We start from the raw sequence: 24,040 nt of genomic DNA, 5'->3' as shown, positions 1-24,040 counted from the left end.
AGTGGTCGGCGATTAACCGTCCTTCTCGATTTCACAGAGTAGCGGATGCTGGCTTTCCCTGGCGTATTGGTTGACCTGCATAGCCTTTGTTTCGGCGATGTCACGGGTAAACAATCCGCACACTGCCCGCCCTTCTGTATGGACGGTCAGCATGATCTTGGTCGCCAGCTCGCGGTTCAGACTGAAGAACGTCTCGAGCACTTCGACGACGAAATCCATCGGCGTGTAGTCATCGTTGAACAAAACCACCTTGTACATCGGTGGCGCCTGCAGGATCGGCTTGGCTTCCTGTACTGCAAGACCCGAGCCGTCGTCCTCATTCGATTGCGGGCGATCCTGATTGAATGTTAGTCGAATCTCACTAGGTGCATGCATGGAAAGAATTTCATCATGAGCGTCAGGTTAAGGTTGTGGGTTGGCTGCACAGGCCACCGCCAGCGCAGGCGCCGCGTGACCTTGACTATCGGCAAAACGGTGTTACAACCAATAAGAACCCACCGTGGGCGATAAAGATCCGCGCAGTCAACCAGATTTTTCGCAAGGTTCGTATGCGGATGAAGTGGATGATACTCCAGTGATGGAGTCCTTTGCAGAGGGACATAGGGATGGCAAGCGGTAAAGTCAAGTGGTTCAACAATGCCAAGGGCTATGGATTCATCAATGAAGAGGGCAAGAGTGACGACTTGTTCGCTCATTACTCAGCCATCCAGATGGACGGATACAAGACGCTCAAGGCCGGCCAGGCCGTGAGCTTCGACATCGTCCAGGGCCCCAAAGGCCTGCACGCGGTCAATATCAGCAATGCCACTGCCACCACAGCCGTTAGCGCACAGCAGGCCAGCAGCACTGCCGACGCCTGATTTGCCGTGCCGTCTGCCGGTATACGAAAAAACCGGCCGCCTCTTTAAGGGAAGCGGCCGGTTTTCTATTGCCTTACATATGCTTGATCATTTCATCGCCAAAGCCTGAGCTGCCCACCAGCGTAGCGCCGTCCATCAGCCGCTCGAAGTCGTAGGTCACTGTCTTGGCCGCAATCGCGCCATTGGTGCCCTTGATGATCAGGTCGGCTGCCTCGGTCCAGCCCATGTGGCGCAGCATCATTTCTGCAGAGAGGATCACCGAGCCCGGGTTGACCTTGTCCTGCCCGGCATACTTGGGCGCGGTGCCGTGGGTGGCTTCGAACATGGCCACGGTGTCGGACAGGTTGGCGCCCGGGGCAATGCCGATGCCGCCCACCTCCGCCGCCAGGGCGTCGGACAGGTAGTCACCGTTGAGGTTGAGGGTGGCGATCACGTCGTACTCGGCCGGGCGCAGCAGGATCTGTTGCAGCATGGCGTCGGCGATGGCGTCCTTGACGATGACTTCGCGGCCGGTTTTGGGGTTCTTGAACTTCATCCACGGGCCGCCATCGAGCAGTTCGGCGCCGAACTCGTCGCGTGCCACCTCGTAGCCCCAGTCCTTGAAGGCCCCTTCGGTGAACTTCATGATGTTGCCCTTGTGAACCAGCGTCAGCGACTCACGGTCGTTGTCCACCACGTATTGCAGGGCCTTGCGCACCAGGCGCTTGGTGCCCTCGCGGGACACCGGCTTGACGCCAATGCCGCAGTCCTGGTCGAAGCGAATCTTGGTGACGCCCATTTCCTCTTTGAGGAACTTGATCACCTTGTTCGCCTCGGGCGAGCCGGCCTTCCACTCGATGCCGGCATAAATGTCTTCGGAGTTTTCGCGGAAGATCACCATGTCGACGTCGCCAGGCTTTTTCACCGGGCTTGGCACACCCTGGAACCACAGCACCGGGCGCAGGCACACATACAGGTCCAGCTGCTGGCGCAGGGCCACGTTGAGCGAGCGAATGCCGCCGCCGACCGGGGTGGTCAGCGGGCCTTTGATCGACACCACGTAATCACGCACGGCATCGAGGGTTTCCTGTGGCAGCCAGGTGTCCTGGTCGTACACCTGGGTGGCCTTTTCGCCGGCGTACACCTCCATCCAGGCAATCTTGCGCTTGCCGCCGTAGGCCTTCTGCACGGCGGCGTCGACCACCTTGATCATCACCGGCGAGACATCGACGCCAATGCCGTCGCCTTCAATATAAGGAATGATCGGGTGGTCAGGTACGTTGAGCGAATGGTCGGCATTGACGGTGATCTTGGTGCCGTCGGTCGGAACCTTGATTTTCTGGTATCCCATGCTTGCACTACTCCGCTGTCGGGTGTGGTTTGGACATCATGCGCTGCAATGAGCCTAAACCACATCTGCCGACCTGCAAGGCATGCGGCATTACGCCACATTGCCGCTTAGTCTTTGGTCTTATAAACGGGCCGATATCACTTGGCCTTGCTGATTAGCCCGAATGGTTTGGTATACTCCGCCGCGACCGAAGGGTCATCGGGGCGAATCCCAGGAAAATGCGGACCGCCCTAGGCCATGAATGGCCGTAAAGCCTGGCCAGAAAAGCCTGGACTGTTACCGCAGTTCAGCATTGACGCTCGACTGATGCATCCACCATCACCGCTCGCAGCCTCTCGACTTTCCGCTCATGGCGTTGCCAGGGCGATGCGCCTACCCTGCGCACCACGAGACTCGAGCACGCTCAGCACACAGAGAGTTAACCCGCATGCCCACCCGTTCCAAGATCATCTATACCTTCACCGACGAAGCCCCCGCCCTCGCCACCTACTCGCTGCTGCCGATCATCGAAGCGTTCACCGCTTCGGCTGACATCGCCGTCGAAACTCGCGACATCTCCCTGGCTGGCCGTATCCTTGCCGCCTTCCCGGAGCAACTGGGCGCAGAGAAGCAAGTAGGCGATCACCTGGCGGAACTGGGCCAGCTGGCTACCACCCCTGAAGCCAACATCATCAAGCTGCCGAACATCAGCGCCTCGGTACCGCAGCTCAAAGCCGCGATCAAGGAGCTGCAAGGCAAGGGCTTCAACATCCCTGACTACGCCGACGAGCCGGCCACCGCGGAAGAAAAAGAATCCCGTGCCCGCTACGACCGCATCAAGGGTTCCGCCGTGAACCCGGTGCTGCGCGAAGGCAACTCCGACCGCCGCGCGCCGCTGTCGGTCAAGAACTACGCCCGCAAGCACCCGCACAAGATGGGCGCCTGGGCCGCCGACTCCAAGTCGCACGTTGCCCACATGACCCAGGGCGACTTCTACGGCAGCGAGAAAGCCGCACTGATCGAAGCTGACGACAGCCTGCGCATCGAGCTGGTCGGCAAAGACGGCAACACCACCGTCCTGAAAGAAAAGACCGCAGTCAAAGCCGCCGAAATCATCGACTGCGCGACCATGAGCCGCAAAGCCCTGAAAGCCTTCATCGCCGAGCAGATCGCCGATGCCAAGGCCGCCGGCGTGCTGCTGTCGGTGCACCTGAAAGCCACCATGATGAAGGTCTCCGACCCGATCATGTTCGGCGTCATCGTCGAAGAGTTCTACAACGACGTGCTGGCAAAGCACGCCGCTGCGCTGGCCCAGGTGGGCTTCAACGCCAACAACGGTATCGGCGACCTGTACGCCCGCATCAAGGACCTGCCAGCTGACAAGCAGGCCGAGATCGAAGCCGACATCCAGGCCCTGTACGCCCAGCGCCCAGCGCTGGCCATGGTCAACTCCGACAAAGGCATCACCAACCTGCACGTGCCGAGCGACGTGATCGTCGACGCCTCGATGCCGGCCATGATCCGTGACTCGGGCAAGATGTGGAACACCGCTGGCGAACTGCAAGACGCCAAGGCCGTGATCCCGGACCGTTGCTACGCCGGTATCTACCAGGCCACCATCGAAGACTGCAAGGCCAACGGTGCCTTCGACCCAACCACCATGGGCAGCGTGCCGAACGTTGGCCTGATGGCGCAAAAGGCCGAAGAGTACGGCTCCCACGACAAGACCTTCCAGATCAAGGCCGACGGCGTCGTTCGTGTGGTCGATGGCAAAGGCAACGTCGTACTGGAGCAGAACGTCGAAGCCGGTGACATCTTCCGCATGTGCCAGACCAAAGACGCGCCGATCCAGGACTGGGTCAAGCTGGCCGTCAACCGTGCCCGCCTCAGCAACACCCCGGCGGTATTCTGGCTGGACCCGGCCCGCGCCCACGACGGCGTGATGATCGAAAAAGTACAGAAGTACCTGAAGGATCACGACACCGCTGGCCTGGACATCCGTGTACTGGCCCCGGTCGACGCCATCAAGTTCTCCCTGGCCCGCATCCGCGAAGGCAAGGACACCATCTCGGTGACCGGCAACGTGCTGCGCGACTACCTCACCGACCTGTTCCCGATCATGGAGCTGGGCACCAGCGCCAAGATGCTGTCGATCGTGCCGCTGATGAACGGCGGTGGCCTGTTCGAAACCGGCGCCGGCGGTTCGGCACCGAAGCACGTGCAGCAGCTGGTTGAAGAGAACTTCCTGCGTTGGGACTCGCTGGGTGAATTCCTGGCCCTGGCCGCTTCCCTGGAGCACCTGGGCAACACCTACGCCAACCCGCGTGCCAAGGTTCTGGCCAACACCCTGGACCAGGCTACCGGCAAGTTCCTCGACACCAACAAGTCGCCTTCGCGCAAAGTCGGTGGTATCGACAACCGCGGCAGCCACTTCTACCTGACCCTGTACTGGGCCCAGGCGCTGGCTGCGCAGAACGACGACGCTGCCCTGCAGGCACGCTTCGCCCCACTGGCCAAGACCCTGACCGAGAACGAGGAGACCATCGTCGCCGAGCTCAACGCCGTTCAGGGCAAGCCAGCTGACATCGGCGGCTACTACGCCCCGGATGCCGAGCTGACCGCCAAGGTGATGCGCCCAAGCCAGACCCTGAACAGCGCCATTGCTGCCCTGTAAGGTTCGCTTGAAGTAACAGCCCAAACCCCGGCCACGCACCGGGGTTTGTGCTTTCTGGATAACCGATTTCCTGCGGCCAAAACGCCCTTCCCTGTGGGAGCGGGTTCACCCGCGAATGCGTCAGTGGATTCAGCATCGCATTCACGGGTGAACCCGCTCCCACAGAGTCCTCCATGGAGCACAAGAATTGACCTGGCAACCCCACATCACCGTCGCCACCATCGTTGAACACGACGGCAAATTCCTCTTCGTCGAGGAATTCAAAGCCAACCAGCACGTTTTCAACCAGCCCGCCGGCCACCTCGAACCGAACGAAACCCTGCCCCAGGCCGCCCTGCGCGAAACCCTGGAGGAAACCGCCTGGGAAGTGGAGCTCACCGGCGTAGTCGGCATCTACCTCTACACCGCCCCCAGCAACGGCGTGACCTACCAGCGCATCTGCTTTGCCGCCCGCCCCGTGCGCCACCACGCCGACCTGGCCCTGGACAGCGACATCGTCCGCGCCGTGTGGCTGACCCGCGAAGAACTGCTGGCCGACCCCACCCGCTGGCGCAGCGAACTGGTGCCGCGCTGCCTGGACGACTACCTCAAAGGCCCGCTGCACAGCCTTGACCTGCTGCGCGACTGACGCGGCGCTGAGGGTTTGATAGAATCGGCGTTTTTCCCCCTTGATACACACCGGTACCCATGACCAGCCCAGCACTCAAAGACCCCGCCAAGACCCGCGTCATCGTCGGCATGTCCGGCGGCGTGGACTCTTCCGTCTCCGCCCTTCTGCTTATCGAACAGGGCTACCAGGTGGAAGGGCTGTTCATGAAGAACTGGGAAGAAGACGACGGCACCGAATACTGCACCGCCCGTGAAGACCTGGCCGACGCCCAGGCCGTGTGCGACCGCATCGGCATCAAGCTGCACACCGCCAACTTCGCCGCCGAATACTGGGACAACGTATTCGAGCACTTCCTGGAGGAGTACAAGGCCGGCCGCACGCCCAACCCGGACATCCTCTGCAACCGCGAAATCAAGTTCAAAGCGTTCCTCGACTACGCCCTGTCGCTGGGTGCCGACCTGATTGCCACCGGCCACTACGTGCGCCGGCGCGACACTGGCGAGCTGACCGAACTGCTCAAGGGCCTGGACCCGAACAAGGACCAGAGCTACTTCCTGCACGCCGTCGGCGGCAAGGAAATCGCCCGTACGCTGTTCCCGGTTGGCGAACTGGAAAAGCCCGAAGTACGCGCCATCGCCGAAAAGCACGGCCTGGCCACCGCCAAGAAAAAGGATTCCACCGGTATCTGCTTCATTGGCGAACGCCGCTTCAGCGACTTCCTCAAGCAGTACCTGCCGGCCCAGCCAGGCAACATCGAAACCACCGAAGGTGAAGTGATCGGCCGCCACCATGGCCTGATGTACCACACCATCGGCCAGCGCCAGGGCCTGGGCATTGGCGGCCTGAAAGACGCCGGTGACGAGCCGTGGTACGTGCTGCACAAGGACCTGACCCGCAACGTGCTGGTGGTTGGCCAGGGCAACGAACACCCGTGGCTGTTCTCCCGCGCCCTGCTGGCCTCGGAAATCTTCTGGGTCAACCCGATCGACCTCAGCAGCCCGCGCCAGCTCACTGCCAAGGTACGCTACCGCCAGAGCGACCAGCAGTGCACCCTGGAGCGGACCGAAAGCGGCTACCGCGCCGTGTTCGACGAACCGCAGCGCGCCGTGACCCCGGGCCAGTCGGTGGTGTTCTATGACGGCGAAGTGTGCCTGGGCGGCGGCGTGATCGAAGCCGCCGAGCCGTGGAGCCCGCGCGCATGAGCAACCTGCAGGAGCAATTGATTGCCCTGGGCGGCGTATTTCAAGCCGCCGTACTGGTCGACCGCATCGCCCGCACCGGCCAGGCCGGCGAGGCCGACATCGGCTGCATGCTCGGCAGCCTGCTGGTGCGCGACCCCAAGGACACCCTGGAGGTGTTTGGTGGTGACGACCTGAACCTGCGCGACGGCTACCGTGCGCTGGCGGGCGCGCTGGAGCGCGACCCCAGCAGCCTGCAGCGCGAGCCGCTGCGCTATGCCCTGTCGATGCTGGGCCTGGAGCGTCAGCTGAACAAGCGTGGCGACCTGCTCGACACCATCGGCAACCGCCTGCCGCAGATCCAGTCGCAGGCCGAGCATTTCGGCCTGGTTCATGAAAACGTCATCGCTTCCAGTGGCGCCTTGTACCAGGACACCCTCAGCACCTTGCGCCAGCGCATCCAGGTGCATGGCGACATGCGTTTCCTGCAGCAGGCCAGCAACGCCTCCAAGATCCGCGCCCTGCTGCTGGCCGGCATCCGTGCTGCGCGCCTGTGGCGCCAATTGGGCGGGCATCGCTGGCAGCTGGTATTCAGCCGGCGCAAGTTGCTTAACGAACTGTACGACATGATGCGTTCGCCTTCCTGACAGGCGACACCAAACCCTGTGGGAGCGGGTTCACCCGCGAATGCGATGCTGGACCCGCCGCCGCATTCGCGGGTAAACCCGCTCCCACAGGGGCCACGATACGGTTTTAAAGGGCCGACCTTTGGTCAGCCACCCGACCCGGGCGCAAATTTCATGTATGATATGCGCCCTTCCAAAAGCCTGACTGTCCGAGAACACCCCATGCAGCTTTCTTCGCTCACTGCGGTTTCCCCTGTAGACGGCCGTTATGCCGGCAAAACCCAGGCCTTGCGCCCCATCTTCAGCGAATTCGGCCTGATCCGTTTCCGCGCCCTGGTCGAAGTACGCTGGCTGCAGCGCCTGGCCGCCCACCCGCAGATCGGCGAAGTGCCGGCGTTCTCCGCCGAAGCCAACGCCCTGCTGGACAACCTGGCCACCGATTTCAAGGTTGAGCACGCCGAGCGTGTCAAGGAAATCGAGCGCACCACCAACCACGACGTCAAGGCGATCGAATACCTCCTCAAGGAGCAGGCCGCCCAGCTGCCTGAGCTGGCCAAGGTCAGCGAATTCATCCACTTCGCCTGCACCAGCGAGGACATCAACAACCTGTCCCACGCCCTGATGCTGCGCGCCGGCCGTGACGACGTGCTGCTGCCGCTGATGCGCCAGATCGCCGACGCCATCCGCGCCCTGGCCCACGCCCACGCCGACGTGCCAATGCTGTCGCGCACCCACGGTCAGCCAGCTTCGCCGACCACCCTGGGTAAAGAACTGGCCAACGTCGTGTACCGCCTGGAGCGCCAGATCGCCCAGGTTGCCGCCGTGCCGCTGCTGGGCAAGATCAACGGTGCCGTGGGCAACTACAACGCCCACCTGTCGGCCTACTCGCAGATCGACTGGGAAGCAAACGCCCGCGCCTTCATCGAAGACGAACTGGGCCTGCAGTTCAACCCGTACACCACCCAGATCGAGCCGCACGACTACATCGCCGAGCTGTTCGACGCCATCGCCCGCTTCAACACCATCCTGATCGACTTCGACCGTGACGTGTGGGGCTACATTTCGCTGGGCTACTTCAAGCAGAAGACCGTTGCTGGCGAAATCGGCTCGTCGACCATGCCGCACAAGGTCAACCCGATCGACTTCGAAAACTCCGAAGGCAACCTGGGTATCGCCAACGCACTGTTCCAGCACCTGGCCAGCAAGCTGCCGATCTCGCGCTGGCAGCGTGACCTGACCGACTCCACCGTGCTGCGCAACCTGGGCGTGGGCTTTGCCCACAGCGTTATCGCCTACGAAGCCAGCCTGAAAGGCATCGGCAAGCTGGAAGTCAACGAAGCCCGCATCGCTGCCGACCTGGACGCCTGCTGGGAAGTGCTGGCCGAGCCGATCCAGACAGTAATGCGCCGCTTCAACATCGAAAACCCCTACGAGAAGCTCAAAGAGCTGACCCGTGGCAAGGGCATCACCCCTGAAGCGCTGCTGACCTTCATCGACGGCCTGGACATGCCCGCCGACGCCAAGGCCGAGCTCAAGCTGCTGACCCCCGCTACCTACATCGGTAACGCGGCAGCCCAGGCCAAACGCATCTAAGCTGACCGTCGCGTACAACGCCCGGCCTGGCCGGGCGTTTTTATTCCCGGACGAAAATTACGTTTTTTCAATAGGTTGACCATGAATCCTGATACTCCACTGCAGCTGCTCGGCGGCATCTCGGCCCGCGAATTCATGCGTGACTACTGGCAGAAGAAGCCGCTGCTGGTGCGCCAGGCCTTCCCGGACTTCATCAGCCCGATCGACCCCGACGAACTGGCCGGCCTGGCCCTGGAAGAAGAAGTCGAGTCGCGTATCGTGCTGGAGCACGGCACCCACCCGTGGGAACTGCGCCGCGGCCCGTTCAACGAAGACACCTTCGCCGAATTGCCGGAAAAGGACTGGACCCTGCTGGTGCAGGCCGTGGACCAGTTCGTCCCGGAAGTGGCCGAACTGCTGGAGCACTTCCGCTTCCTGCCAAGCTGGCGCATCGATGACGTGATGATCAGCTTTGCTACCCCGGGTGGCAGCGTTGGCCCGCACTTCGACAACTACGACGTGTTCCTGCTGCAAGGCGACGGCCAGCGCAACTGGAAAGTCGGCCAGATGTGCAGCAGCGACAGCCCGCTGCTGGAGCACGCCGACCTGCGCATCCTGGCCGAGTTCGAGCAGAGCGAAGAATGGACCCTGGAACCGGGCGACATGCTCTACCTGCCACCGCGCCTGGCCCACTACGGCGTGGCCGTGGATGACTGCCTGACCTACTCGATCGGCTTCCGCGCCCCGAGCGCCGCCGAAGTGCTGACCCACTTCACCGACTTCCTCGGCCAGTTCCTGCCTGACGAAGAGCGTTACAGCGACGCCGACGCCCAGCCGGTCAGCGACCCGCACCAGATCCAGCACGACGCCCTCGACCGCCTCAAGGCGCTGCTCGACAAGCACATGGGCGACAAGGACCTGCTGCTGACCTGGTTCGGCCAATTCATGACCGAGCCGCGCTACCCGGAGCAGATCGCGGGCGAGGAGCTGAGCGAGGAAGAGCTGATCGACGCCCTTGAACAAGGCGCCATCCTGATCCGCAACCCGGCTGCACGCCTGGCCTGGTCGGAGTTCGAAGACGACCTGTTGCTGTTCGCCAGCGGCCGCAGCTGCCCGCTGCCGGGCAAGCTGCGCGAGCTGCTGAAGCTGGTGTGCGCGGCCGACGCCCTGCACATTGAAAACCTGGCAGACTGGCTGCAAGACGAAGATGGCCTTATGCTGGTACAGCAGCTGGTCAAACAAGGAAGCCTGGGATTTGCCAATGAATAAGATCAGCGTTCGCCTCGCCGACTGGCACAAGGACAACGCCGACATCCGCCGTATTCGTGAAGCGGTGTTCGTTGCCGAACAGCACATTCCGCCAGAACTGGAGTTCGACTCGGAAGACCACGAAGCCCAACACTTCCTGGCCCTGGAAGGCGACTACCCGATCGGCACCGCGCGCCTGCTGGCCGACGGCACCATCGGGCGCATCTCGGTGTTGAAGGACTGGCGCGGGCTGAAGGTGGGTGATGCACTGATGAACGCCGTGATCGCCGAAGCGCAGAACCGCGACCTGAAGCAGCAGATGCTCAGCGCCCAGGTGCATGCCACACCGTTCTACGAACGGCTGGGCTTTCGCGTAGTCAGCGAAGAGGCCAGCACTGGCTGAAGACATGCTTGCTGACAAAAACCTGTACATCCATCCAGATAAAACTTGCCTCCGCGCCCCCGCTTGCGCATCCTAGTGCCCATCACCCCCGATAAAGCGTCCCCGGCCATGCGCCTGTTCCTCTGCGAAAAACCCTCCCAGGCAAAAGACATCGCCAAAGTGCTCGGCGCCACCCGCAAGGGCGACGGCTGCTGGCAAGGCACTGACGTCTGCGTGACCTGGTGCATCGGCCACCTGCTGGAAACCGCCCCGCCCGACAGCTACGACGAGCGCTACAAGCGCTGGAACCTGGCCGACCTGCCGATCATCCCGGACAAATGGAAGATGCTGGTCAAACCCAAGACCGCCAGCCAGTTCAAGGCGGTCAAGCGCCTGCTCGGCGAAGCACGGGAGCTGGTCATCGCCACCGACGCCGACCGCGAGGGCGAAATGATCGCCCGCGAGCTGGTAGAACATTGCCGCTACCGCGGCCCGGTGCAGCGCCTGTGGCTGTCGGCACTGGACGACGCCTCCATCCGTAAGGCACTGGCGCGCCTGCTGCCCGGCCACGAAACTTTCAACCTGTACCACTCGGCGCTGGGCCGCTCGCGCGCCGACTGGCTGATCGGCATGAACATGAGCCGGCTGTTCACCCTGCTGGGCCGCCAGTCCGGCTACCAGGGCGTGCTGCCGGTGGGCCGGGTGCAAACGCCTACCTTGCGCCTGGTGGTCGACCGTGATCGCAGCATCGCCGACTTCGTGCCGGTGCCGTTCTGGGCCATCGACGTGCAACTGGAACACGCCGGCCAGCGCTTCAACGCCCAATGGCGCGCGCCCGAAGACGCTTGTGACGATCAAGGCCGCTGCCTGAAACAGGCGCTGGCACAGCAGGCTGCCGCCGACATCCACCAGGCCGGCACGGCCCGGGCCGTCAAGGTCGCCACCGAACGTGTACGCGAAGCGGCACCGCTGCCCTTCGACCTTGGCACCCTGCAAGAGCTGTGCTCGAAAAAGTTCGGCCTCGGCGCCCAGGAAACCCTCGACATCGCCCAGGCGCTGTACGAAACCCACAAGCTGATCACCTACCCGCGCAGCGATTGCGGCTACCTGCCGCAAAGCCAGCACGCCGAGGCGCCGGGCATCCTCGCTGCCCTGCAACGCGCCGATACCAGCCTGGCACCCCTGCAGCCCTACCTGGAACCGCAGCGCCGCTCGCGCGCCTGGAACGACGCCAAAGTCAGCGCCCACCACGGCATCATCCCCACCGCCGCGGCCAGCGACCCCTCGCGCCTGCCAGCCAAGCACAAGGCGGTGTATACCCTGATCCGCGCCCGCTACCTGGCGCAGTTCCTGCCCAACCACGAGTACGACCGCACCCAGGCCGACTTCGACTGTGCCGGGCATGCCCTGCGCGCTGTGGGCAAGCAGATCGTCGAACCCGGCTGGCGCCGCGCCCTGCCCGAGGCGCTGACCCCAACCAAGGGCCGCGAGGCGCCACCGGCCCAGGTGTTGCCTGCGTTGCGCGAAGGCCAGGACTGCAGCGTGCAGGGCCTGCAACTGAAAGACCTGTGGACCCAGCCGCCCAAACCGTTCACCGAAGGCGACCTGATCAAGGCGATGAAGAACGTGGCCAAACTGGTGGATGACCCGCGGCTGAAACAGAAGCTCAAGGAAACCACCGGTATCGGCACCGAGGCCACCCGTGCCAGCATCATCCAGGGGCTGCTTGACCGGGGCTATCTGGTAAAGAACGGCAAGGCACTGTCGGCCACCCCTGCGGCGTTCAGCCTGATCGATGCAGTGCCGCGCGCCATTGCAGACCCCGGCACTACGGCGATCTGGGAGCAGGCGTTGGACATGGTGCAGAGCGGCGAGATGACCCTGGAAGAGTTCGTCGCCCGGCAGTCGGCGTGGATGGGCAAGCTGGTGGAGCGTTGCAGCGGCATGCGCATGACCATCAGTGGGCCGGCGGCCGGGGCGGCGCCGCCGTGGAAGAAGAAGCGGCGCAGTGGCGGGAAGAGCAAGGCGGCCGGGGCCAAGACAGCCAGCAAGCCGCGGCAGCCCCGTAGAAACGCGGCAACCTGAGGTTATTGCAATCTCAGGTCCGGCCTCTTCGCGAGTGAACTCGCTCCTACAGGGTTCTCCATTTGCCTCAGGATTCGTGTCGGACCTGCAATATTGCGTCATGCACAATTTTTGAAAACTGCGCGATCCATGTAGGAGCGGGTTCACCCGCGAAGAGGCCAGCCCAATCAACACTTCACCCACAGGCAAACTACAAATCCCACCCAACACATTGGCAGCATGAAATTAACCTGCTAAGTTTTCATGAAAATAATCACAATAATTTTCATGAGGCCTTTGCATGTTCAAGCAGTCCGCCCAGCACGTCGCCAGTTACTACGCCCAGACCTACCCCGCCAACATCCCGCTACGCCCTACCCTGCAAGGCACCCACGACACCGATGTACTGATCATCGGCGCCGGTTTCAGCGGCCTGCACACCGCCCTGCGCCTGACCCAGGCCGGCAAGCGCGTAACGCTGCTGGAAGCCAGCCGGGTGGCCTGGGCCGCGTCCGGGCGTAACGGCGGCCAGGCGTTGCTGGGTTGGTCTTGCGACATGCCGCCGCTGGAAAGGGCCCTGGGCGTCGAACGTACCCAACGCCTGTGGGCCAGCATGTGCTGGGCCGCCGACGAAATGCGCGAACTGCCCCAGCGCCACGGCTTCGACATCGACTACCGGTTGGGCAGCCTGTGGACTGCGGTCATGCCGCGCCGGGTGAAAATGCTTGAAGAAGCCCTGCACGAGGCTGAACACAAATGGGGCTACGACGCTCTGCGCCTGATCGACCGGGACGAGCTGCCACAATGGATCGACAGCCCGCGCTACCAGGCTGCGCTGTACGACGCCAAAGGTGCCCACCTCAACCCGTTGAAGCTGGCCCAGGGCCTGGCCAACACCATCGAAGCTGGCGGTGGGCGCATCCATGAACAGAGCCAGGTGCTCAGCTACCAAGCAGCTGGCGACGGGTACGTCGCACGCACCGACCATGGAGAAGTACGCTGCCAGGTGTTGGTACTGGCCTGCAACGCCTACATCGACCGCCTCGACCGTGAACTGTCGCGTCGCCTGTTGCCGGTCGGCTCTTACCAGGTCGCCACCGCACCGCTGGAGGCCGATTTCGCCCGTTCGCTGCTGCCGCGCAACAATTGCGTGATCGACAACCAGTTCGTACCCGACTACTTCCGCCTGACCCCGGACAATCGCCTGCTGTTCGGCGGCGGCTGCACCTACCTGGGCGGTATTCCCAAAGATGTCGCCAGTGCGACCCGCCCCTACCTGGAGCGCGTGTTCCCGCAACTGGCCGGGGTGGCCATCGACTATGCCTGGGGTGGACATATCGATTGCAGCATGCAACGTACCCCGGACGTCGGCCGCGACGGCCAGCGTTACTGGTTGCAGGGTTTTTCCGGCCACGGCGTGCTGCCGACCCTGGCGGCGGCGCGCGCGGTGAGCGATGCCATTCTTGGCGATGAAGACCTGCTTGAGTTGTACCAGGGCATCGACAACGGCCGCTTCCCTGGTGGCGACCTGCTGGCCGCGCCGCTAGAAGCAGCCGCGAAAGCCTGGTACCGGATGCGCGACCGTGTCTGATGGGTAATTTGTGTCGCCTGTGCGGGCCCCTTCGCGGGTGAACCCGCTCCCACAGGGACCGCACAGATTTTAAATACTGTGTAGTACCTGTGGGAGCGGGTTCACCCGCGAAGAGGCCCGCACAGGGTGACGCATGGCCCTGATGGCTTTGGCAATCCCTCCTATTCTCAATAGCTCCCTTCGCTTCCTGCACCCAGGAGACACGACCATGAGCTATGTAACCACGAAGGACGGCGTACAGATCTTCTACAAGGACTGGGGCCCCCGCGACGCGCCGGTGATCCACTTCCATCACGGCTGGCCACTCAGCGCCGACGACTGGGACGCGCAAATGCTGTTCTTCCTCGCCCACGGCTACCGCGTGGTCGCCCACGACCGCCGTGGCCATGGCCGCTCCAGCCAGGTATGGGACGGCCACGACATGGACCACTATGCCGACGATGTGGCCGCCGTGGTCGCCCACCTGGGCACCCAGGGCGCCGTGCATGTCGGCCACTCCACCGGCGGTGGCGAAGTGGTGCGCTACATGGCCCGCCACCCCGGCGACAAGGTGGCCAAGGCAGTGCTGATCGCCGCCGTACCGCCTTTGATGGTGCAAACACCCGGTAACCCCGGCGGCTTGCCCAAGTCGGTGTTCGACGGTTTCCAGGCCCAGGTCGCCAGCAACCGCGCGCAGTTTTACCGGGATGTGCCGACCGGGCCGTTCTACGGCTACAACCGCCCAGGTGTCGAAGCCAGTGAGGGCATCATCGGCAACTGGTGGCGCCAGGGCATGATTGGCAGCGCCAAGGCCCATTACGATGGCATCGTGGCGTTTTCCCAGACCGACTTTACCGAGGATCTGAAAGGCATCCAGCAGCCCGTACTGGTGATGCACGGCGACGATGACCAGATCGTGCCGTATGAAAACGCCGGACCGCTGTCGGCGAAGCTGCTGCCCAATGGCACGCTGAAAACCTACAAAGGCTACCCGCATGGCATGCCGACCACTCATGCCGATGTGATCAATGCGGATTTGCTGGCGTTTATTCGTAGCTGATGCAATCACCTGCACTGGCCTCTTCGCGGGTAAACCCGCTCCCACAGGGACCGCACAAATCTTCAGACGTGCATATAACCTGTAGGAGCAGGTTCACCCGCGAAAGGGCCGGTACAGGCAACACAGTTTCTTATGTCTGTATGCAACTAGCAAATCTGTCAGTTGCGCGCCTGTCCATTTTGTCCGAAGTTAGTCCCAATCAATCACTTCCCGCACCAGCAGGCTGACCATGCCACAGAACAGCAAGCAGCGTTTATTCTACAAAAATGGCCATCTGTCCTCAGCAATTGGCAGCGATCAGTCCGTTACGGTATTCTCAAACTTAAGTACACCTTTCGCAGAACGACGCACAAACGAACATTCCATCGAAACACCACTATTGATCACAGATGCACAATTATCCATTTTGAACAGCACTTATCACGGCCACACAATCAACCTCATTTATACCGCTTACGGCCAAACCAGCAGACTCCATGCCACCGACGTTTTTCTAGCATTCACCGGACAGCGGCATGACCGTCTCACCCACTGCTATTTCCTTGGTAATGGCTACCGTACTTACAGCCCTGCGTTAATGAGATTTCATTCACCCGATAGTGAAAGCCCGTTCGGCAGGGGGGGGCATAACACCTATGCTTATTGCAGTGGGGACCCACTAAACTATCACGACCCCTCGGGTCACAGCCCGATCGCATGGCTTAAGTCGTTATTCAAGGGTAAATCAGTAATGCAGCGGCGTGATCTAGCACTCGCTGCGATAGAGAAAAACCCAAAACTGGAAAAATATCGAACTATCGCTAACCAAAGTACAAATCCAGAAGAACTGAAATATATTTCGGACACAGGCAAAGCCTTGGGCGTCCTTAAGAGTTCGCTGAACAAGGGTGAAATCTACATCGATAGTAGAGGCAACCTTGCATACGATCGAATCATTGACCCTTTTGAACGTGAAAGCCGCCAATCCCTAGAGGGGATAGTGGCAGAAAATGAAAAAAATCTGCAGAGCATTTTGCCGTCTTACCCTGCAGTTCAAGAACCCCTACCTAGCACATCGTTCACCTCGCATTCTTCGTCTTCTCCAACAGCAGCAAACAAATTGATCAGAACGTAGTAAAACCAAGAAAATCGAACCACGCTATCTGGCAATTAAGCCACTGACAGTCGAAGCCCAAAGGCATTAACATAGCGCCCAAACCGCAGCAGGTTGAGCTGCGAACTCACTGCCTGAAGCCTCCCATGCCCTTCGAACTCACCGTAGAACCCCTAACCCTGCTGATCCTGGCCCTGGTCGCCTTCGTCGCCGGTTTCATTGATGCCATCGCCGGCGGCGGCGGCCTGCTCACCACCCCGGCGCTGCTCACCGCCGGCATGCCGCCACACCTGGTACTGGGCACCAACAAGCTCAGCTCCACCTTCGGCTCGGCCACCGCCGGTTTCACCTACTACAAGCGCAAGCTGTTCCACCCGGCACAATGGCGCCCGGCGTTGTTCGCCACCTTGACCGGCGCATTGCTGGGCGCCGTCATCGCCCACTACATGCCGGCCGAATGGCTGAACAAGATGCTGCCGGTGATCGTCTTCGCCTGTGGCATCTACCTGCTGTTCGGCGGCACGCCCAAGGCGCCGCTGGACGCCGACGCACCGATCAAGAAGAAGTGGCAGGTACCGCAAGGCTTCACCCTGGGCTTCTATGATGGCGTTGCCGGCCCTGGGACCGGGGCGTTCTGGACGGTCAGCACCCTGCTGCTGTACCCCATCGACCTGGTACGCGCCAGCGGCGTGGCGCGCAGCATGAACTTCGTCAGCAACATCGCGGCGCTGACGGTGTTCATCATTTCCGGGCAGGTGGACTACATCGTCGGCCTGTGCATGGGCATGTCTGTGATGGTCGGTGCCTTCTTCGGCGCACGCACGGCGATCAGCGGCGGCAGCAAGTTCATCCGCCCCGTCTTCATCACCGTGGTGCTGGCGTTGACCGTGCGCCTAGCGTGGCAACACTGGTTCGGGCAGGCCTAAACGGCGAGCCACGTACAAATCGATCAGGTACCGGGCAATCGACCGCCCGGCCGGCAGCGGTGGCAAGTCGTGGACGCTGAACCACTGGGCGTCCTCGATCTCGTCCGGCTGCATGACGATATCGCCGCCAGCGTATTCGGCATGGAAGCCGAGCATCATCGAGTGCGGGAACGGCCAGCACTGGCTGCCGACGTACTGGATGTTCTGCACCTCCACCGCCACTTCTTCACGCACTTCGCGCACCAGGCAGTCCTCGGCCGACTCGCCCGGCTCGGCAAAGCCTGCCAGGGTGCTGTACACCCCGGTGACGAAGCGCGGCGAGCGTGCCAGCAGGATTTCGTCGCCACGGGTCACCAGCACGATCATGCTGGGTGAGATGCGCGGGTAGCTGCGCAGGTCGCAGGGCTGGCAGTACATTGCCCGCTCCCAGCGGATTTGCGCCATCGCCTGGCCGCAGCTGCCGCAGAAGCGGTGCTCGCGGGCCCAGGTGCCGATTTGTGCGGCGTAGCCCAGCACCTTGTAGGTGTCGAAGTCGCCTTCGAGCATGAACGCGCGCAACCCGCGCCAGCTGCAGCCTGGCACGTCAGTGGCGCTGCGCAGCTCCAGCAGGAACACCGGCTGGCCGTCGAAGTGGCCGATGCCGTGCTCGCACAGCACGTCAAGGTCCTGGCGCTTGAGCCAGTCGCGGGGGAACAGCGCGCCGTTGGCGTCCACCAGGAACCCTTCCGGGCTGCGCGCCACGGCCAGCCCCCCGGTGATCTGCGGGTCGAGTACTGCGGTAGTCCAGCGTGCTGACATGTCGGGGGTTCCTTGACTGCACGTCCCCCGGTTTGATCAGTCGGCGAACGTCGGTTTCTGTTTGCTCATGTGCGCCGCCACGGCCACGCGCAGGTCTTCGGACTGCAGCATCGCGGCGTTCCAGGTGGCGATGTAGTCCAGGCCATCGTCGATGCGATGGTCACGCATGTAGCTGAGCATTTCCTTGGTGCCGGCCACGGCGATCGGCGATTTTGCCGCAATCTCGCGGGCGATGGCAAAGACCCCATCCAGCAGCGCAGCCTGATCATCATAGACCCGGTTGACCAGGCCGATGCGCAGCGCCTCGTCAGCCGCTGCATTGCGCCCGGTGAAGGCCAGCTCACGCATCATGCCGTCGCCGATGATACGTGGCAAACGTTGCAGTGTGCCGACATCGGCGGCCATACCCATGTCGATTTCCTTGATCGAGAACTGCGCATCACTGCTGCAGTAGCGCATGTCGCAAGCCGAAATCAGGTCGATGGCGCCACCGATGCAGTAGCCCTGCACCGCAGCCAGGACCGGCTTGCGGCAGTTGTCGACAGCATTGAACGAGGCCTGCAGGCGCTGGATGGTCTTGCGCAGGAAACGCGCGTTGCGGCCCACGTCCTTGCCCATCTGCCCGGCCAGCGAAGCCAGCATCATCAGGTCGATGCCAGCCGAGAAATGCTTGCCGGCACCGCTGATGACCACCGCACGCACGGCATCGGTGTCGTCGACCCACTGGAAGATGTCGACGATCTCTTCCCAGAAGGCCGCGTTCATCGCGTTGACCTTTTCCGGGCGGTTGATCTGGACGTGGGCGATGCTGTCGGTCAGTTCGACCTTGAACGCGCTGTACTCGGTCACGGGCTGTACTCCTGCGGGTGAAGGGTTCATAGCGCGGATGGTAACCCAGGCCGGTGACCGTACTTGTGCCAAAAACGGGACTGCGCGCCTTGCCTAAGGCGTGCCGATCCGGCACCGTGCGCCATCGCTGAATCATAAGGATACATATTCATGTCGCGCTCCCTGCCCGGCGCCCTCGCCCATGGTTTCCTGGGCCAGTCGCCGCTTTGGTACAAGGCGGTCATCTGCCTGTTCCTGGTACTCAACCCGCTGCTGCTGGTAACCGTGGGCCCGGCCGCAGCCGGCTGGGCGCTGGTGATCGAGTTCATCTTCACCCTGGGCATGGCGCTGAAGTGCTACCCGCTGATGCCCGGCGGGCTGTTGCTGATCGAAGCCCTGCTGTTGCAGATGACCACGCCACAGGCGCTGTACGAAGAGCTGCAGCACAACTTCCCGGTGATCCTGCTGCTGATGTTCATGGTGGCCGGCATCCATTTCATGAAGGAACTGCTGCTGTTCCTGTTCTCGCGCATTTTGTTGGGCGTGCGCTCAAAAGCCATGCTGTCGCTGCTGTTCTGCGTGCTGTCGGCGTTTCTCTCGGCGTTTCTCGATGCGCTGACCGTAACGGCGGTGATCATCAGCGCGGCAGTCGGTTTCTATGCGGTGTACCACCGCGTTGCCTCCGGCGCCGATCCCCGTGAGGACAGCGCACTGGACAGCGACCAGCAGATCGCCCCGTTGCACCGTGACGACCTGGACCAGTTCCGCGCCTTCCTGCGTAGCCTGCTGATGCATGGCGCGGTGGGTACTGCCCTGGGCGGCGTGTGTACGCTGGTGGGCGAGCCGCAGAACCTGTTGATTGGCCATGAGATGGGTTGGCATTTCGCCGACTTCTTCTTCAAGGTGGCACCGGTATCGCTGCCGGTGCTCGGCGCCGGCCTGCTGACCTGTGTGTTGCTGGAGAAGCTGCGCCTGTTCGGCTACGGCACGCTGATGCCTGAGCCGGTGCGCCAGGTGCTGGCTGCCTGTGCCGCCGAAGACGACGCCGCGCGTACCCAGGCCCAGCGCATTGCGCTGTGGGTGCAAGGGTTGGCTGCACTGGTCCTGATCGTGTGCCTGGGGCTGCATGTGGCCGAGGTTGGCCTGATCGGCCTGATGGTGATCGTGCTGATTACCGCGTTTACCGGCATCACCGACGAACACCGCCTGGGCCGCGCTTTCCAGGACGCCATGCCGTTCACCTCGTTGCTGGTGGTGTTCTTTGCCGTAGTGGCGGTGATTCACCAGCAGCAACTGTTCAGCCCGTTGATCAGCTGGGTGCTGACGCTGCCGGCCGAGCAGCAGCCGGGCATGTTGTACCTGGCCAATGGCTTGCTGTCGGCGATCAGTGACAACGTGTTTGTTGCCACCATCTATATCACCGAGGTGAAGCAGGCGTTTCTCAATGGTGGCATGAGCCGCGAGCACTTCGAAACGCTGGCGGTGGCGATCAACACCGGCACCAACCTGCCCAGCGTGGCGACCCCGAATGGGCAGGCGGCGTTCCTGTTTCTGCTGACCTCGGCGATTGCGCCGTTGATACGGCTGTCGTATGGGCGGATGGTGTGGATGGCATTGCCCTATACCGTTGTGATGGGTGGGTTGGGATGGTGGGCGGTGACTTACTGGCTGTGATGTGAACCTGTGCCGGCCTATTCGCGGGTGAACCCGCTCCTACACTGGTTTTGCACCGCTTTCGAATACGGCGATACCTGTGTAGGAGCGGGTTTACCCGCGAAGAGGCCGGCACAGGACTACCCTGTCGATTCTGCCCTGCGCCATTCGACTATCCCATGCCCACAGCCACCCCGGCTGCCATCAGGAGAGTCCCCATGCGCAAACTCATCGTAGCCGCCTTCGTCAGCCTCGACGGCGTCATGCAGGCCCCTGGCGGCCCGCAGGAAGACACCAGTGGCGGCTTCAACTATGGCGGCTGGCTGGTGCCCTACGCCGAAGAAGTGTTTGGCCAAGCCATGCAGGACCTGTTCACACAGCCCTTCGAACTGCTGCTGGGCCGGCGCACCTACGACATCTTTGCCGGCTACTGGCCAAAGATAAAAGACGATTCGCAAGACTTCTCCATCGCCAACCTGTTCAACAGTGTGGCCAAGCACGTGGCCACTCATACCCCCGCTACCCTCGACTGGCACAACAGCCACGCCCTCGGCACGGACGTTGCCGCCGCGGTGCGTGCACTCAAGCAGCAGGACGGCGCCGACCTGCTGACCCAGGGCAGCGCCGACCTGGTGCAGCAACTGCTGGCCGCCGGCCTGGTCGATGAACTGCAGCTGCTGGTTCACCCGCTACTGCTGGGCCACGGCAAACGCCTGTTCGGCGACGACGCGGCAGCGGCAGCCTTCACCCTGCAGCACTCGCAGGTCACGCCCACAGGTGTGATCATCGCCCGCTACGTGCGTGCCGGCCAGGTGCAGACCGGTTCGTTCGACTGAGTGTAATTACGTACAACTTTTGCCCCGCACCGGTATCGAAGCACAGGTAAGCCCATCCGCTTCAAGGAGGTTGACCATGGCGCTGCGCACCACGCTGCTGCTTTCCTGCATGACCCTGGCCCTGCTCGGCTGCGCAGGCAACGATCACCCGGCGCCGCCGCGCACGCAGCAGGTCGACCTGCAACGCTACCAGGGCACCTGGTATGAACTGGCGCGGTTGCCGATGTTCTTCCAGCGCAACTGTGTGCAGTCCGAGGCGCACTATGGCCTGCGCCCGGATGGCCGGATCGACGTGACCAACCGCTGCCAGGAAAAGGACGGCCAGTGGAATGAAGCCAAGGGCATCGCCGAGGCCCAGCAATCGGGCAGCACCGACAAGCTGTGGGTGCGCTTCGACAACTGGTTCAGCCGCCTGGCCCCCGACCTGACCAAGGGCGAGTACTGGGTGCTGTACCACGACAAGGACTACCGCGTGGCACTGGTCGGCCACCCCAACCGCGAGTACTTGTGGCTGCTTTCACGCACGCCGGCGGTGACCGACCAGCAGCGCGAACAGCTGCTGAAGATTGCCCGCGAACAGGGCTATGACACCAGCAAGCTGATCTGGCGGCAGGCCGAGTAGCGGGCCATCGACGGTTTGCGGCAATCAGGCTAAGGTGTGCGCCCTTTATTGCCTCGAAGGAACGAGACCGTGAGTACCGCGCCGCTGCAAGCCCCCCGTATCCGTTTTCTTGCCCTGTGTGTGTTCCATCACCAGGGCAGGATCCTGGTCAATGTGTTCGACGACCCGGCCAACGGCCAGACCCTGTGCCGCCCGCTGGGAGGGGGAATCGAATTTGGTGAGTTGGGCGTGGACGCCATCGCCCGGGAGATTCTTGAGGAACTGGGCCAGCCGATCAGCGATGTGCGCCTGCTCGGTACGCTGGAAAGCCTGTTCACCTATGCCGGCAAGCCGGGGCATGAGATTGTGCAGGTGTACGATGCGCGCTTCGTCGATACCACCCTGTACCAGCGGGACTGGCTGGACGGCCATGAATCGAACGGCAGCCCGTTCCGCGCCCGCTGGTGCGACAGCGACGATTTCGCCCGCATCGGCCCGCTGGTGCCGCAAGGGCTGCAGGCACTGCTGCGCGACCTGGCGCTGTTAGGCTGAAACAAGGAGCCTGAACATGGACCTGCTGTTCCTCGGTACCTCCGCCGGCGTGCCGACCAAGGCCCGCAACGTCAGCGCCACTGCGGTGATCGAAGCCAGTGGCAGCCACTGGTACCTGGTCGATTGCGGCGAAGGCACTCAGCACCAGTTGCTGCACACGCCGCTGTCGATCCGCGACCTGCAGGCGATCTTCATTACCCACGTGCACGGCGACCATTGCTTCGGCCTGCCCGGCCTGCTGGCCAGCGCCGGCATGAGCGGGCGCACCCAGCCGCTGGATATTGTCCTGCCCGCCGCGCTGCATGACTGGGTACGCCTCGGGCTGGTGGCCAGCGACACGTTCCTGCCGTTCGAGCTGCGCTTGCTGGCCGTGGAAGACCTGGTCGAGTGGCGTAACCAGACCTTGCAAGTGACTGCGGTGCAGTTGTCGCACCGGGTACCCAGCGTGGGCTTTGTGTTCACCGAGCTCAACCCTGAACCGCGCCTGGACATTGCGCGCCTGGAAGCCGAAGGCATCCCGCGTGGCCCGTTATGGGGCGAGCTGGCCAAAGGCCTGTCGGTGCAACACGACGGGCAGTTGCTGAACGGCAACCACTACCTGCGCGCTTCGCGCCCACCCCGGCGGGTGATCGTGTGCGGCGACAACGACACCCCCGAGCTGCTGGCCAACGCCGCCAAGGGTGCCGATGTACTGGTGCACGAAGCCACCTTCACCCAGGCGGTGGTGGAGCGTACCGGGGTCACCTTCGGCCACAGCACCGCCGCAGCGGTGGCGTGCTTTGCCGAGGCAGTTGGCGTGCGCAACCTGGTGCTGACGCACTTCAGCGCCCGCTACCAGAGCGACCCACGGCGCAGCCCGAGCATCAACGATGTGCGTGCCGAAGCGCTGGCCCACTACAGTGGCCAATTGATCCTGGCGCAGGACCTGCAGCGCTATCACATTGGCCGTGATGGCTGTCTTGAGCCGGCGGGATGAATTAGCATGGCCGGTTTTTGCAAAAGGACTTGGCCATGCAACGCATCGTGATTCTCGGCAACGCCGGCAGTGGCAAATCGACCCTGGCCCGACAGATCGGCGAACGCCTGGGCGCGCCGGTGGTGCACCTCGATACGTTGTTCTGGGAGGCCGGCTGGGTAGAGCCGGATGCCGAGACGTTCCGTAGCCGGGTGCGTGATGCGGTGGCCGGTGATGCCTGGGTGTGTGAAGGCAACTACTCCCGGCGTACGTTCGACTTGCGCTTGCCACGGGCCGACCTGGTGATCTGGCTGGATACGCCACGGCTGACTTGCCTGAAGCGGGTGATCATGCGCAGCGTGCTGAACCGGCCACGGCCGGACCTGCCGGCGGGTTGTACCGAACGGCTGGACCGGGCGTTTGTGGAGTTCCTGAAGTTTGTATGGACGTTTGACCGGGGGTATCGGCCAGGGATCGAGGCGAACCGCCAGGCAGTCGGGCCGCAGGTGCCGGTGGTGCGTTTGTGCGGTGGGCGGCAGATTGCGGCGTTTTTAACGAGCCTAACGCCACCTGCACCGATTGCGCGGTCCTTGTAGGAGCGGGGGGGGGTGTGTGGGGGGGCGCCGCCGCCCGCGCCCCCCGCGG

23 protein-coding genes are annotated in these 24,040 nt (G+C 62.7%); 19 read left to right on the top strand and 4 right to left on the bottom strand.

The features are described 5' to 3' along the window. Positions 1-12 precede the first annotated feature (12 nt). Positions 13-375 carry an ATP-dependent Clp protease adapter ClpS gene (gene clpS / locus IAE39_RS16190; RefSeq protein ID WP_003251220.1) on the bottom strand — a complete coding sequence of 121 codons (363 nt, stop codon included), beginning with the start codon at positions 373-375 and terminating at the stop codon, positions 13-15. Between the two features lie 230 nt (positions 376-605). Between clpS and cspD the strand changes: the two genes are divergently transcribed. Then, positions 606-860 carry a cold shock domain-containing protein CspD gene (gene cspD / locus IAE39_RS16185; protein WP_201204158.1) on the top strand — a complete coding sequence of 85 codons (255 nt, stop codon included), beginning with the start codon at positions 606-608 and terminating at the stop codon, positions 858-860. 73 nt (positions 861-933) lie between these two features. On the opposite strand, the gene icd is transcribed toward cspD, so the two are convergent. Next, positions 934-2,190: an NADP-dependent isocitrate dehydrogenase gene (icd, locus tag IAE39_RS16180; RefSeq protein ID WP_201204156.1), complete on the bottom strand. Its 1,257-nt coding sequence runs from the start codon at positions 2,188-2,190 to the stop codon at positions 934-936. A gap of 427 nt (positions 2,191-2,617) precedes the next feature. Between icd and IAE39_RS16175 the strand changes: the two genes are divergently transcribed. The 12 genes from IAE39_RS16175 (at position 2,618) to IAE39_RS16120 (ending at position 17,172) form a co-directional block, all read left to right on the top strand. Beyond that, positions 2,618-4,843 carry an NADP-dependent isocitrate dehydrogenase gene (locus IAE39_RS16175; protein WP_201204154.1) on the top strand — a complete coding sequence of 742 codons (2,226 nt, stop codon included), beginning with the start codon at positions 2,618-2,620 and terminating at the stop codon, positions 4,841-4,843. Positions 4,844-5,030: 187 nt separating this feature from the next. Then, positions 5,031-5,471, top strand: coding sequence for an NUDIX hydrolase (locus IAE39_RS16170; RefSeq protein WP_201204152.1), 441 nt, complete (start codon positions 5,031-5,033; stop codon positions 5,469-5,471). Positions 5,472-5,530: 59 nt separating this feature from the next. Further along, on the top strand, positions 5,531-6,655 hold the full coding sequence (mnmA, locus tag IAE39_RS16165; RefSeq protein ID WP_201204151.1) for a tRNA 2-thiouridine(34) synthase MnmA: 1,125 nt from the start codon (positions 5,531-5,533) through the stop codon (positions 6,653-6,655). Further along, complete coding sequence (hflD, locus tag IAE39_RS16160; RefSeq protein ID WP_201204149.1) at positions 6,652-7,278, top strand: high frequency lysogenization protein HflD; 627 nt, start codon at positions 6,652-6,654, stop codon at positions 7,276-7,278. Before mnmA ends, hflD begins: the two co-directional genes overlap by 4 nt. A 201-nt stretch (positions 7,279-7,479) precedes the next feature. Next, a complete protein-coding gene (purB, locus tag IAE39_RS16155; protein WP_201204147.1) occupies positions 7,480-8,850 on the top strand; it encodes an adenylosuccinate lyase in 1,371 nt (456 codons plus the stop codon). 81 nt (positions 8,851-8,931) lie between these two features. After that, entirely contained in the window at positions 8,932-10,098 is a 1,167-nt protein-coding gene (locus IAE39_RS16150) for a ribosomal protein uL16 3-hydroxylase (protein ID WP_201204145.1), read from the top strand. Then, positions 10,091-10,480: a GNAT family N-acetyltransferase gene (locus tag IAE39_RS16145; protein ID WP_201204137.1), complete on the top strand. Its 390-nt coding sequence runs from the start codon at positions 10,091-10,093 to the stop codon at positions 10,478-10,480. The genes IAE39_RS16150 and IAE39_RS16145 overlap by 8 nt, the downstream gene beginning before the upstream one ends. Positions 10,481-10,588: 108 nt before the next feature. Then, a complete protein-coding gene (locus tag IAE39_RS16140) occupies positions 10,589-12,544 on the top strand; it encodes a DNA topoisomerase III (protein WP_201204135.1) in 1,956 nt (651 codons plus the stop codon). A 280-nt stretch (positions 12,545-12,824) separates the two neighbouring features. Then, positions 12,825-14,114, top strand: a complete 1,290-nt coding sequence (locus IAE39_RS16135) for an NAD(P)/FAD-dependent oxidoreductase (RefSeq protein WP_201204133.1) — start codon at positions 12,825-12,827, stop codon at positions 14,112-14,114. Positions 14,115-14,322: 208 nt separating this feature from the next. Further along, the gene (locus tag IAE39_RS16130) at positions 14,323-15,153 is read left to right on the top strand and encodes an alpha/beta fold hydrolase (RefSeq protein ID WP_201204131.1); all 831 of its coding nucleotides are present in this window, start codon (positions 14,323-14,325) and stop codon (positions 15,151-15,153) included. Positions 15,154-15,382: 229 nt separating this feature from the next. After that, positions 15,383-16,267, top strand: a complete 885-nt coding sequence (locus IAE39_RS16125) for an RHS repeat-associated core domain-containing protein (RefSeq protein ID WP_201204128.1) — start codon at positions 15,383-15,385, stop codon at positions 16,265-16,267. A 125-nt stretch (positions 16,268-16,392) separates the two neighbouring features. Continuing rightward, complete coding sequence (locus tag IAE39_RS16120) at positions 16,393-17,172, top strand: TSUP family transporter (RefSeq protein ID WP_201204126.1); 780 nt, start codon at positions 16,393-16,395, stop codon at positions 17,170-17,172. On the opposite strand, the gene nudC is transcribed toward IAE39_RS16120, so the two are convergent. Together nudC and IAE39_RS16110 are read right to left on the bottom strand one after the other, a co-directional pair. Next, entirely contained in the window at positions 17,140-17,970 is an 831-nt protein-coding gene (nudC, locus tag IAE39_RS16115; RefSeq protein WP_201204117.1) for an NAD(+) diphosphatase, read from the bottom strand. The two genes, IAE39_RS16120 and nudC, sit on opposite strands and share 33 nt — an antisense overlap. A 36-nt stretch (positions 17,971-18,006) precedes the next feature. Further along, the gene (locus tag IAE39_RS16110) at positions 18,007-18,819 is read right to left on the bottom strand and encodes a crotonase/enoyl-CoA hydratase family protein (protein WP_201204115.1); all 813 of its coding nucleotides are present in this window, start codon (positions 18,817-18,819) and stop codon (positions 18,007-18,009) included. Positions 18,820-18,969: 150 nt separating this feature from the next. Between IAE39_RS16110 and nhaB the strand changes: the two genes are divergently transcribed. The 6 genes from nhaB to IAE39_RS16080 all read left to right on the top strand — a co-directional run bounded on the left by nhaB (position 18,970) and on the right by IAE39_RS16080 (position 23,991). Continuing rightward, positions 18,970-20,472 (top strand): sodium/proton antiporter NhaB, encoded by a 1,503-nt coding sequence (nhaB, locus tag IAE39_RS16105; protein WP_201204113.1) that lies wholly within the window; start codon positions 18,970-18,972, stop codon positions 20,470-20,472. Between the two features lie 197 nt (positions 20,473-20,669). Next, complete coding sequence (locus IAE39_RS16100; RefSeq protein ID WP_201204104.1) at positions 20,670-21,287, top strand: dihydrofolate reductase family protein; 618 nt, start codon at positions 20,670-20,672, stop codon at positions 21,285-21,287. A 76-nt stretch (positions 21,288-21,363) separates the two neighbouring features. Then, entirely contained in the window at positions 21,364-21,909 is a 546-nt protein-coding gene (locus IAE39_RS16095) for a lipocalin family protein (protein WP_201204102.1), read from the top strand. Between the two features lie 84 nt (positions 21,910-21,993). Beyond that, positions 21,994-22,440, top strand: coding sequence for an NUDIX hydrolase (locus tag IAE39_RS16090; RefSeq protein WP_201204191.1), 447 nt, complete (start codon positions 21,994-21,996; stop codon positions 22,438-22,440). Positions 22,441-22,456: 16 nt separating this feature from the next. Next, on the top strand, positions 22,457-23,416 hold the full coding sequence (locus IAE39_RS16085; RefSeq protein WP_201204099.1) for a ribonuclease Z: 960 nt from the start codon (positions 22,457-22,459) through the stop codon (positions 23,414-23,416). Between the two features lie 35 nt (positions 23,417-23,451). After that, complete coding sequence (locus IAE39_RS16080) at positions 23,452-23,991, top strand: AAA family ATPase (protein WP_201204097.1); 540 nt, start codon at positions 23,452-23,454, stop codon at positions 23,989-23,991. The last annotated feature ends 49 nt before the right edge of the window (positions 23,992-24,040 follow it).

Origin of the sequence: Pseudomonas sp. S37 (genome assembly GCF_016658545.1) — a bacterium.
Taxonomy (GTDB): domain Bacteria; phylum Pseudomonadota; class Gammaproteobacteria; order Pseudomonadales; family Pseudomonadaceae; genus Aquipseudomonas.
The sequence above is the reverse complement of the archived record's forward strand: the minus strand, read 5'-3'. Positions and strand labels throughout refer to the sequence as shown.